This is a genomic window from Caldalkalibacillus thermarum (assembly GCF_014644735.1).
Taxonomy (GTDB): domain Bacteria; phylum Bacillota; class Bacilli; order Caldalkalibacillales; family Caldalkalibacillaceae; genus Caldalkalibacillus; species Caldalkalibacillus thermarum.
In genome coordinates this window covers 1-11,177 of the sequence record NZ_BMKZ01000063.1, presented here as the reverse complement: position 1 = coordinate 11,177, position 11,177 = coordinate 1, and the positions used below count along the sequence as shown (strand labels likewise).

Annotated in this window: 12 protein-coding genes and 2 pseudogenes; 4 read left to right on the top strand and 10 right to left on the bottom strand. The window is 45.6% G+C overall.

What is annotated here, in order from left to right; all coding sequences use genetic code 11:
• Window positions 1-110 precede the first annotated feature (110 nt).
• Window positions 111-1,070, bottom strand: coding sequence for a glutaminase A (gene glsA / locus IEW48_RS15555; protein WP_188624559.1), 960 nt, complete (start codon window positions 1,068-1,070; stop codon window positions 111-113).
• Window positions 1,071-1,231: 161 nt separating this feature from the next.
• On the opposite strand from glsA, the gene IEW48_RS15550 reads away from it, so the two are divergent.
• On the top strand, window positions 1,232-1,633 hold the full coding sequence (locus IEW48_RS15550; protein WP_188624558.1) for a molybdopterin-binding protein: 402 nt from the start codon (window positions 1,232-1,234) through the stop codon (window positions 1,631-1,633).
• Here the strand turns inward: IEW48_RS15550 and IEW48_RS15545 are convergent.
• Complete coding sequence (locus tag IEW48_RS15545) at window positions 1,585-2,421, bottom strand: GNAT family N-acetyltransferase (RefSeq protein ID WP_188624557.1); 837 nt, start codon at window positions 2,419-2,421, stop codon at window positions 1,585-1,587. The two genes, IEW48_RS15550 and IEW48_RS15545, sit on opposite strands and share 49 nt — an antisense overlap.
• Window positions 2,422-2,559: 138 nt before the next feature.
• Between IEW48_RS15545 and IEW48_RS15540 the strand changes: the two genes are divergently transcribed.
• Window positions 2,560-2,730: a DUF2759 family protein gene (locus IEW48_RS15540; protein ID WP_007506206.1), complete on the top strand. Its 171-nt coding sequence runs from the start codon at window positions 2,560-2,562 to the stop codon at window positions 2,728-2,730.
• Window positions 2,731-2,813: 83 nt separating this feature from the next.
• Here the strand turns inward: IEW48_RS15540 and IEW48_RS15535 are convergent, their stop codons facing one another.
• Window positions 2,814-3,194: a 6-pyruvoyl trahydropterin synthase family protein gene (locus IEW48_RS15535; protein WP_007506208.1), complete on the bottom strand. Its 381-nt coding sequence runs from the start codon at window positions 3,192-3,194 to the stop codon at window positions 2,814-2,816.
• 126 nt (window positions 3,195-3,320) lie between these two features.
• On the opposite strand from IEW48_RS15535, the gene IEW48_RS15530 reads away from it, so the two are divergent.
• Complete coding sequence (locus tag IEW48_RS15530; RefSeq protein WP_007506210.1) at window positions 3,321-3,623, top strand: hypothetical protein; 303 nt, start codon at window positions 3,321-3,323, stop codon at window positions 3,621-3,623.
• A gap of 132 nt (window positions 3,624-3,755) precedes the next feature.
• Here the strand turns inward: IEW48_RS15530 and IEW48_RS15525 are convergent, their stop codons facing one another.
• The 7 genes and pseudogenes from IEW48_RS15525 to IEW48_RS15495 form a co-directional block, all read right to left on the bottom strand.
• On the bottom strand, window positions 3,756-3,956 hold the full coding sequence (locus tag IEW48_RS15525; RefSeq protein WP_007506211.1) for a cold-shock protein: 201 nt from the start codon (window positions 3,954-3,956) through the stop codon (window positions 3,756-3,758).
• Window positions 3,957-4,197: 241 nt separating this feature from the next.
• Entirely contained in the window at window positions 4,198-5,109 is a 912-nt protein-coding gene (locus IEW48_RS15520; RefSeq protein ID WP_188624556.1) for an EamA family transporter, read from the bottom strand.
• Window positions 5,110-5,351: 242 nt separating this feature from the next.
• A pseudogene (locus IEW48_RS15515) lies at window positions 5,352-6,462 on the bottom strand (RNA-guided endonuclease InsQ/TnpB family protein).
• A gap of 165 nt (window positions 6,463-6,627) precedes the next feature.
• Complete coding sequence (locus IEW48_RS15510) at window positions 6,628-7,686, bottom strand: ABC transporter ATP-binding protein (RefSeq protein ID WP_042686161.1); 1,059 nt, start codon at window positions 7,684-7,686, stop codon at window positions 6,628-6,630.
• A 273-nt stretch (window positions 7,687-7,959) separates the two neighbouring features.
• Window positions 7,960-8,130 (bottom strand): hypothetical protein, encoded by a 171-nt coding sequence (locus IEW48_RS15505; RefSeq protein ID WP_188624555.1) that lies wholly within the window; start codon window positions 8,128-8,130, stop codon window positions 7,960-7,962.
• A 16-nt stretch (window positions 8,131-8,146) separates the two neighbouring features.
• On the bottom strand, window positions 8,147-9,421 hold the full coding sequence (locus tag IEW48_RS15500; protein WP_229704089.1) for a helix-turn-helix transcriptional regulator: 1,275 nt from the start codon (window positions 9,419-9,421) through the stop codon (window positions 8,147-8,149).
• Between the two features lie 15 nt (window positions 9,422-9,436).
• Window positions 9,437-9,766 (bottom strand): hypothetical protein, encoded by a 330-nt coding sequence (locus IEW48_RS15495; RefSeq protein ID WP_188624553.1) that lies wholly within the window; start codon window positions 9,764-9,766, stop codon window positions 9,437-9,439.
• A 170-nt stretch (window positions 9,767-9,936) separates the two neighbouring features.
• On the opposite strand from IEW48_RS15495, the pseudogene IEW48_RS15490 reads away from it, so the two are divergent.
• Window positions 9,937-11,070 (top strand): annotated as a pseudogene (locus tag IEW48_RS15490) (AbgT family transporter); the annotation flags it as partial.
• Between the last annotated feature and the right edge of the window lie 107 nt (window positions 11,071-11,177).

The following is an 11,177-nucleotide window of genomic DNA, read 5'->3' as shown; positions in this document are numbered from 1 at the left end:
TGTCTTTTGCTTTTTAGGGGCCTCTTCATGCCGTTAACAGACGAGCTATTAACGGCATGAAGAGGGATTGGCGAATGTGTGTTTGCCCTCTGAAATTTTACTCATACGGGTCAAAATATAGACAATCCCCACCTCGCCGACAGAGATTGGAGCAAACGGACGCCTGCCACACTGTTACCCTTTTCATCCAGTGCCGGGCTGTAGATGCCAATGCCCATGCAATGGGGAACCGCCCCCATGATTCCCCCGGAAACACCGCTTTTGGCAGGAATGCCCACACGAATGGCAAATTCTCCCGAAGCATTGTACATACCACAAGTCACCATAAACGTTTTGCATATTTTTGCCACATGTTCTGGCATGATGACTTCCCCTGTTTCGGGATCACGCCCCCTGTTGGCAAAAACGGCCCCGATACGGGCCACATCCCAGCAGTTCACTTCAATGGCACACTGTTTGAAATAGACGTCAAGCACATCTTCCACATCGCCTTCAATCACCTCGTACTGCTTCATAAAATAAGCAAGCGCCCGGTTAAGGTCAGCTGTTTCTTGTTCCGAACGGTAAACGTCTTCATTAAAACCAATTGCTGGATTGCGGGCCAGCCGCCGGACAAAGCTTAAAATACGCTCCACTTTCTCTTCAGTGCCAGAGCCGTGCAATAACGAGGTTACCGCAATGGCCCCGGCATTGATCATCGGGTTGAGAGGCTTATTTGGCCTCATGATTTCCAGCTTCATGATCGAGTTAAACGGATCACCGGTCGGCTCCATGCCAACTTTCTCAAAAACACATGCTTCACCACAATCCATCAAGGCCATGGCCAAGGTAATCACTTTGGACATGCTCTGCATGGTAAAGCGGATATCCACATCCCCTGCCTGCACTTGCTCACCTGCTAAGAGACAAATACTGGCTGCCAAGTGTGAGGGGTTTGCTTGTTTTAAGGCCGGAATATACTCTGCCACTTGCCCTTCTTGCCCATCCGGCCGATGCTCATGGAGCAGCTCTTCCAACTCATGTTGCAACCGGGAGACAGAAATCGTCTCCATCCACTTCGACTGTAACATGCTTGTCCCTCTCTTATCACGTTGTGAACCTCTTCTCTAGTTTTTAGGATGACCCCCAGGCGTGCATGTATACACACAAAAGAGGAGCAGATGGATTCTTAACCCGATTGCCTTTATAATGAAAAAGGAATGAACAAACCATGTTAAAGGAGGCAACAATGATGTCAGCCGTTGTTCCCATTAAAGGAGCCACTCAATTTACCATTAACCTGGACCCCGGTGTATGGATCTTTGATAAGCGCAAAATTGATCTTGACACGTATATCCGCACCGGGGAAGCAAAACAGGTCCCTGAGCGGGAGATTAGCGGTTCTTATGCGATCCCCTTCGAGCCTTTCTTGGACCATGCTGAGCCTTTGCCTGGCGCCAACAAAGTGGTTTGCCACCTCAAGAATAGCCAGCCGGTTGTCCTGTCACTGGCTGAAGCAAAAAAATGCTACCTTGCCTTTGCCTTAAACGGAAAGCCATTGACCGAGGACGGACCATTGCACCTGTACTTCGGTCCCGGCCGCCATCAGGATGAACCGTTAAAAAACATCGTCTGCTTCGAAGTAAAGGAGTAACTGTTCCAGTAACCGATCGGTTGAAAGTCGGCCCGTTGATAAAATGGCGTTAAACTGGAATCTCGATAGTAGAAACAAACCTTTTTTCCTCTCTTGAGCACCTGTTGCACCATTTTTTGTCCCAACAGGCTGGCGATGCCCTGCGAACGGGCCCATGGTGCCACGTACAATCCTCCCAGCAAAACATAACGGGGACTTTCTTTGAGGCACATGACCGTTCCTGCCAGTTGTTTTTGTTCAGCTACGATCACCCTGCCCCGTCTGACAGCCTCCCACACGAGCTGGCCATCCACCTGCTGCTCCACTTCCGAACCTGCATAGAGGGCAGCGAGGCGGGCATAATCAGCAGGGACAGCTGGCCGAAAGCGTATATTTTTTAACCCCATAAGGGGTTGGTTGATTAAGTGAGGTGTGCGCTTACTCTGAACCACGAACAGACTTTGCTCCAGACACTTGCTCTCATAGCGAGTAAGTTGTTTTTTTAACCAGCTAAGCTGTTTTTTTTCTCCATGTGTGATAAAATAAGAAAGGTATTTGCTAAGAAACGTTCCCAAAACGGTATGTTGGGAGAACGAGGCATAGCAGATTTGGACTAATTGATCATGATGATAAATAACGCCTTTGATCTCTCCGTGTTCCACTTCAGCGAACCAATGATGACCAGGGCGGCTGAGTCCGTGTGTCAGGAGCGCATCAAAGGCAATGATGGACCAGGGTTCCTGTTGAGATAAAAAGGAGTATACCTCAGGGTAATGGGAAGCTTTTAACGTGACAACGGCGGAACTCAATTTAACCTTCCTCCCGCTGTTTTGCCCTTTTGTATACTTATATGCCTAACCCTCGACAACCGTCACGCTTGTGTTAAAATAGGAAAGTAAGCAAAAGGGTTGCAACCCATAGTTTGGACAAAAGGAGGGCACAAAGCCATGCTGTTCATCGTCATCACTTCACTGATTACCATTTTATGCCTGCTCGGGTTGATACATACTGCCAGGGATAAAAACCTTCTTGGTGTTGCCTTTTCCTTTGTTTCCATGCTGGTTTTCGGCTGGTTCAGTGTGATGACGTTTCTCGAATGGTTGGGCGTGGTGGGCTAAACCACTCTGGACAACTATTTAGGGTAACGGACAAAACAAATGCAAAAGGCTTATCTTGCCTGGCCAGGCAAGATAAGCCTTTTTTATTCTTCGTACCGGGCATAAGCCTCGTTTGTTTCTTGCACCTCAACCCACTTCAGGCGCGGTTGATTTTTCTTTTGCTTACATAAGGCTTTAATATGCTGGAAAAATATTTCGGCTACTTTTTCCGTGGAAGGGCTAGCTCCGCCTTGATCAGGATTAAATTCCGGAAAGTCATTGAGCAAATGATGATCATATTTTTTCTCCAGGGAATGTTTCACTTCCCTGAAGTCAATCAACATCCCGTTGTCATCCAATTTTTCTCCTTCTACACAAAAGGTTATTTTAAAATTATGACCATGAATCCTTTCACACTTGCCTGCCCCTTTGACGGCGTGGGCACAGGCCATCCAAAAATGTTTAACTAGTGTATATTTTCCCATATGGCTCACTCCAATGCTAAACTTCCTGTATATACATTATATCAAGTTCTGTGCCTTCTTGAATAGAACCCCGCCTGCAGGCTACACTAAAACTCAACAAGACCAGCGGGGAGGGAGGACTTCCTCATGTGGATTTGCCCGGTGTGCAACGGTTTAGAAACATTGACCTATTCCTGTCCCCGGTGTGCCACTGTAGTTGATGATCTGGGGAAACTATCCGACTACTATGAGCCATATAGTCCTTACCGTGAAATTGATGACCTTAAATTAACCAATGGTTATCCCGACCTTGTTAAACATCAGTGCATTCATCTCCTGCGCTGCTCCCTGTGCGGTCTTGAGTTTCAAGGGGCCATAAATGAACGCCCTTGGGCCGAATCTGAACTCCCGGATCATGAAGATGCGGATCAGGACTATAAGCAAACATAGAAAAGCCTTTGGTTTCCTCTGACCAAAGGCTTTTGTTGCTTTACTCAACTTCACGTACCGAATCTATGGACAAAACGTGACTTATAGTGAATAAAGCATGTCTCGTTTGTTTGTACTTTTTGTTTGTACTTTTTAAAGTTTGATCACATTTGCAGCTTGGGGCCCGCGTTCACCCTGTACAATTTCAAATTGCACACGCTGACCACCTTCTAAGCTTTTGAAACCTTCCTCTTGGATGGCACTGTAGTGTACAAATACGTCATTGCCACCTTCAACTTCAATAAAACCATACCCTTTTTCAGAATTAAACCACTTTACGACACCTTGTTGCATGTTAAAATAACCTCCTACTTTCTGGCTACTGCCTTGAAATAGTGCTGTTCGGAAGATGGGGGGTTAAAGATGTAAAAAAGTCGTACCCAAGAAGGACCTTAAACTTGAAAGTCCTCCTTTACAGGTACGACTTACAAATTCAACATCCATCTTGACCGAACGTATGAAATTGGACAAATATTAAGGAGCCAGTGGGTTTCCTTAATATTTGACTCCATCTTATCATTTCCCCATTAATTTGTCAAACACTTGATAAGCTTTTTTTCTTTTTTTGATTCATTCGCAGGTTTTTCAGCTCACCCAGAGCAATTGCTGCCAAGATCATGACCACTCCTGCCCACTGTAAGGGCGAAACCGATTCAGATAAGACGATCCAGGCCATCAAAACCGCAACGGGCAACTCTACCGAACTGATGATGGTGGCCAAGCCGCTGCCAATGTAGGGGACGCCCACCGTAAAGCAAACAGTGGGCAGAACAGCTCCAAAAAAAGCCATTATCAGCGCCAAATACCACAATCCTTCCCCCAACACTCCAGATGTAAAAAACGTGGGGGGAAAAATAAGAAATATGGCTAGGGCAGAGCCGGTAATCATAAGCGGGCTGCGCAACCAGGGACTGATATTGGTGGATATTTTTCCACTGGCATAGATAAAGCCAGCATAGGTAAAAGCCGAGCATAAACCCATCAGCAAGCCGAACCAGTTAAACGCGGAAAAGTCACCTTCAATCACATTGGCAGCCAGTATGGTTCCCATCAGGACCAGCCCTAAACTGAAATAGGTTTCTTTGGTTGGCTTTTTGCGGTCAAATAGCCATTCGTAAAGGACACCGATCCACGTAAACTGGAATAATAAAATAATGGCGATGGAAGCCGGCAAGGATGCTAAAGAAGTATAGTAGAAGACACCGGTTAACCCAGTGAAAGTGCCCACCCCCATGAGAAGCAGTGTATTTTTCCAAGCCAACTTTGGCCAGGGACGGACTTTAAACAAAGCAAGGATCCACAGGATGACAGCCCCCAAAAACATTTGGCTCCCTGTGATCTCACCTACATGGAATCCTTTGTCATAGCCAATTTTAACACACGTGGCCAATACGCCGTAGCCTGCCGCCCCGACAAAGACAATCAAACCGGCAGTTAAACGCGACACCCTGCATAACTCCTTTCACAGCATAGAAAAAAGGTGTTTCCTCCCATCAGAAACACCTTCCACTATCTCATATTTCCCTCATTCGGTCAAATTTTTCCCGTTTTATTAAACAGATACTTCGTGTTGTGACATACTTCCACCACCTACGCTAACGCTTAGAGGTGGAGGCTTCTCGGGTAATCCCATCTCATGATGGGAAGTTGACCGAGCGATCCCCGTGTGCCCCACGGTTCGAGATCCAGTCAGGCAGTCCCTAACTTTTTCAGACCTTCCTTTTTGATATTGATGGCGGCGTTGATATCTCTGTCTGCCACAAAACCGCATTCACAACGGAACTGGCGTTCTGTGAGAGACAGAGATGCCTTCACCCGTCCACAATGTGAACACGTTTTGGATGAGGGGAACCATTTGTCGATTTTGATCAGCTTCTTTCCCTGTTCTGCTAACTTGTATTGAAGGAAAGTAGTGAACAGGCCCCAGCCGTTGTCATGAACGCTTTGACCGAAATGGAGGGCTTGAGACATCCCCTTCATGTTGAGGTCTTCAATCATCACGGCATCAAACCGGTTGGCCAATTGTCGTGAAGTCTTGTGCAAAAAGTCCTGCCGTTGGTTGGCAATCTTTTCGTGCAACTGGGCTACTTTCAGCCGCTGTTTGTGCCAACGGTTGGAACCTTTCCTGCGGCGTGACAGCACCCGTTGGGCCCGGGCCAGTTTTTCCAAGGCTTGCCGATAGAATCGAGGATAATTGGCTCTCTTACCCTCGCTATCGACATACAGCGTATTCATGGAAAAATCGAGCCCAACAACGTTTTCTATTTCTTTTGGCATCGGTTGGTGCTCGTATTCTGTCAGGATGGAGATAAAATATTTTCCTGTTTTAGTTTTCGTGATCGTACAGGACTTGATCATGTGGTGAACAGGAATCTCCCGATGTTGCTTCAATTTGACCCATTTCAGTTTGGGTAACTTGATATAGCCATCGGCAAGCTTAATGTTTCCGTTGACCACATTTGTCGTGTACGACTGTTTGGCCTTGCGGCTTTTGAACTTGGGAAATCCCGCCCGGCCAGAGAAGAAGTTGGTGAATGCTTTTTGCAAGTTTAATTGAGCGTTTGCCAGAGCAAGGCTATCGACTTCTTTAAGCCACGGAAAATCCCGTTTGTACTTGGCCGGAGTGGGAAATTTGTGCTGTTTCATGGCTTCTTTGTCGTCTTTGAACTTTTCATAAATTTGTATGCGTTTCCTCAAGCATTTTGTTGTAGACGAAACGGACACAACCGAACGTTTTGGCGAGCAGTTGTGCTTGTTCTTGTGTTGGATACAGACGGAATTTGTAGGCTTTGTTGGCCATATCCGCATCACCTGCCCACAATACGAACGTTTGTTTGATTTTATTTTACCACACTCATCATAATGAGGCTACATCAAACCGACATTCATCTCCCACTTTCGCTTCGCTTAGAAGTGGGAGACTTCTGTCGGAGGTAAGTTAAAACAAGGGTTGGCAGTATACACCTTATTGCTCAACGACAGCCACCAGTTCAGGTGCAATGTCAAAGGAAACAATCTGTCCCACTTCGATTTCCTGCTCTACAGGTGCATAAAGAATCATTGACTCATATCTGCCATCATCCGTTTTAACCTTAACCTCCAGCTCCTGATATTCCCCGCTGTAAATGACGTTCTCCACTTGACCGCAATAACGACCGCCATCCACCAGCCTGCAGCCTTCAGGACGAATAGACAGAGTGACCGTCTCAAGCCACGCTTTAGTTTTTTCAGGCAAACACACTTTGCCGATGTGGGTATAGACATGTTTTAAATCATCGGCGAGGGTGCCCGAAATAAGGTTGGTTTTGCCAAGAAACTGAGCCACAAAGCAGTTTTTGGGACAGCGGTACATTTCACGCGGAGCAGCAACCTGTTGAATTACGCCTTCATTCATGACCACGACACGGTCAGAAACGGCAAAGGCATCCTTTTGGTCATGGGTGACAATAATCGCCGTTGTGTTGGTCTTACGTAAAATATTGGTTACTTCATAACGCATTTTTTCCCGCAACCCAGCATCCAAATTGCTGAAAGGCTCATCCATAAGCACTACGTTCGGACGGGGGGCCAAAGCTCTGGCCAGGGCCACTCTTTGCTGTTGTCCGCCGGATAGCTGATGGGGATAGCGGTCGGCAAATTGACTCAGGCCAACCAACTCCAAGATTTCCTGTGTCCGTTCCTTTTTTTCCTTTGTTTTCCACTTTGCTAATCCAAACATTATATTTTTTTCAATCGTCAAATGGGGAAACAGGGCATAATCCTGAAATACCATGCCAATCCCGCGCTTTTCGGGGGGAAGGGAAAAATGTGCATCATGAACCACTTTCCCTCCGATGATGATTTGTCCACTAGAGGGTTGTTCAAAGCCGGCAATCATGCGCAAAGTGGTTGTTTTGCCGCATCCGCTTGGTCCTAAGAGCGTAATAATTTCCCCCTGTTCTATATCTAATTCAAACCGGTCAACGGCGGGTTTTAAAGCATCCTTAAAATGTTTGGTCAACTGTTTGATTTGTATGAAAGCCACACCCATCACCCCGTCTCTCCATGACGCTCAATCAGATGTTAAATGACTCAATATCGCCGGACAGACCTTATTTAGAATTATTTTAAATAATTGATAATCATTTTCAATGTTCAAGACCAGTATATTATACGACTCTCTATCCGTCAATGCTTTATAGTAAAAGCCACTATCATTTTAAAGTAAAAAAGGACGATGGGGTCATCGTCCATCAAACTTTACCTCAAAAACTGTCCTTCCCTTACACAAAACTCAACTTTTTTGTCTTAATTTCCCTTAGGCATCGATGTTAAACGGACCAGGAACCCTTGCATCCGGGTGAGCAATTATCATCTCTTCAGGGCCAAAAATATGGCCTGTTTGAATCAGCGAGTCAAATGTTACACTTCCAGCAGTACCTACGAAGAGCAAAAACAGGGTGAACAATATTAAGAAAACCTTCTTCACCTTCGTTCACCTCCTTTCACTCCTGCTGTTCATAAGCTTCAAGGGCCAGGGCATAAAAGTAACAGGCCTTTTTATATTTTCGTGCACGCTGGTAATGATCAGCCAGTTTCTTAGCGAAACGCTTGAGACAATGGTAGTTTTGTTTTTCGTGAAAATAATGGACAACCTCGAGCATGATCTGTTCAAATTCCCCATGCCGCCCGTCCCTTAAAATACATTCAGCTTCGAGTGCCTTTAAGTTGTACCAGTCAAATTCTGTAAGGGAATAGGGCTTCGCTTTTTCCACCATTTTCCTGGCTATTTCCAATTCGTTTAGGTCAAGATAAATCATAATCATGGCCGAGCAGGTCTTGGTGATATCTCTGGCCTTATTCCGTTTGCTTAACTCTTGGGCTCTTCCGAACCACTCTAATGCCTTCCCTTTGTCACCAGTTTCTTTGCACAACAAACCTAGGTTATGGTAAATATCGTCAAGCAACTCGGAAAATTGCAAGTCAGAGGCCAGTTCCAATGCTTTGTAGAGATAACTTTCCGAATCGTTGTACGATTTGATGTCCATATACAGGACACCCAGCAAAATATAGCAGGCGCATATTCTGTATTGGTGATCCAGCTCTTCAAACATGGCCAAGGCTTGGCGGGCATACCGGATGGCATTTTTATAGTCATCCAGGGCCATCAGCGTTAAAGCGATATTATAATAGGCGTTAGTCAAGTGCAGCACGTTCTCAACTAAAGGAAGTTGAAGGAGATAAAAGCGGTAGGCTGATAAATAATCATTTTGGTGATAAGAACTTAATGCTCTGACGTAATAGTATCGTTCCAAAAGGTAACGGGGTAACATCGCTGTTCTGTCTTCATCTACCATGGGCTGGATTTCGGTATGTAAAAGATGGTCTGCCTCTTTTATTTGATGCCCTTTTAAGTATAGCAATGTCTTCAACAAATAGTAATGCAATTCCTGCTCAAGGGATGGAATATAGGAGTAGAGACTTTCAATCTCATGTAAAGTGTGCTGGGCGAGATCAAGGTTGTCATGGATACCCTTCCATAATGTGTTCAGTTTCTGTTCTAGCTTCTCGTCCTGCTGGTGATACTGAAGCAAATAATGTTCAGGTACATCCAACTTCCTAGCCAGCTTCGCCAGTACTTGCTCTGAAGGTGCAAATTTGCCTAACTCGATATTTCCCATATGGCTGTATGAAGCCACACCGTCTGCCAGCATTTTGCGGGACATGTTCCGTTTCTCTCTCAACTTTACAATCCGTTGCCCGATGTGCAATGTGGTCACCTCGTTTAATCTTGCTCAAGTCATACGGGCTGATAGAACAGATTGATCCAGTTCAATATGAAATTTCACTTTTTGATCTTTAAAACTTTCAAGTACTTCGACCAATGGATAATTCTCCAGTAAAAACTTCTTTTTCTTCTCGTCATATACCAGTTTTCCAGATGTCATCAGTTGGCCTGAGTCCAAATGGTCCTGATTGTCCGGCATCATTTCTATGACAAGGGTAATTCTTTTACCGTTTAAAAAATGTAAAATAGAATTAATATTAAACGTACCTACCCGGATTTTAACCGGCTGACCTTCTTCAAATTGTAAAAGGCCTTGCCAGCTTCCTTTTGTTTTCATGGCCACACTCCCTCCTTCATCTATTGTAGCTGATCACAAGATAACAGACAAATTAAAGACAATTGTTAAAAGGAAAAACTGAACCGCCATTTTTACACAACAAAACATTATGATACAATGTATGGGGTCCCGCAACGCTATTACTCAGATTAAGAAGGAGAGGAAGATCAATGACACAACAGCGGACAGGAATCGTCTCACGCTCGCTGGACACCATTGAGAGAGTGGGAAATAAACTGCCTCACCCCATTACCTTATTTTTCATCTTTGCTATTATGGTTGTCATTTTTTCAGCTATTTTTTCGGCCATGGATATCATGGTGGAAGATCCCCTCAATGAAGGGGAAATCTTGACTGTTAAAAATCTGCTGAGCGCCGAAGGCATTCAGTACATGTTTACCAGTGCGGTAGACAACTTTACTGGTTTTGCTCCGTTAGGTACAGTTCTGGTTACGATGCTCGGGATCGGGATTGCGGAACGTTCAGGTCTTATCAGCACGCTCTTGCGCGGATTGGCTACATCTGTCCCTAAACAGCTGCTCACAGCCACTCTCGTCTTTGCCGGGATTATGTCTAGCATGGCCGCTGACGCCGGATATGTTGTGCTCACGCCCCTCGGAGCGGTGCTATTTGCTGCCCTGGGACGCCATCCGTTGGCCGGTTTGGCTGCCGCTTTTGCCGGGGTATCAGCCGGATATAGTGCCAATTTGCTCCTCACCTCATTGGATCCGCTCTTGGGTTCACTTACACAGCAGGCAGCAGCAACCTATGATCCAGTTTACGCCGAGACCATGAACTATGCGATGAACTACTACTTTATGGTTGTGTCCGTATTTGTGCTTACACTGGTCGGAACCTATGTCACAGACAAAATCGTTGAGCCTCGCCTGGGAACTTACCAGGGTGGCATTCAGCAAGAGGAAGTGGAGAAGCTCAAGCCGGCCGAGAAAAAAGGCTTGATCGGAGCAGGCATTGCCTTTGTTTTGACTTGTGCCTTGCTGGCCTTGCTGATTGTTCCGGAATGGGGACCCATGAGAGGACCAGAAGGGGAAATTATTAATTCACCCTTTTTCACTTCACTTGTGCCCATCATCTTAATTATTTTCCTGATTCCTGGTCTGGTTTATGGCATTATCACCAAAAGTATAAAAACTGACAAAGATGTTGCCGATCAGATGTCTGACACCATGGCCACCATGGGGGCTTACATTGTTTTGGCTTTTGCAGCAGGCCAGTTTGTGGCTTACTTCAATGAAACCAACATGGGCATCATTTTGGCCATTAAAGGTGCAGAGTTTATCGAAGTATGAGTAAAATTTCAGAGGGCAAACACACATTCGCCAATCCCTCTTCATGCCGTTAATAGCTCGTCTGTTAACGGCATGAAGAGGCCCCTAAAAAGCAAAAGACA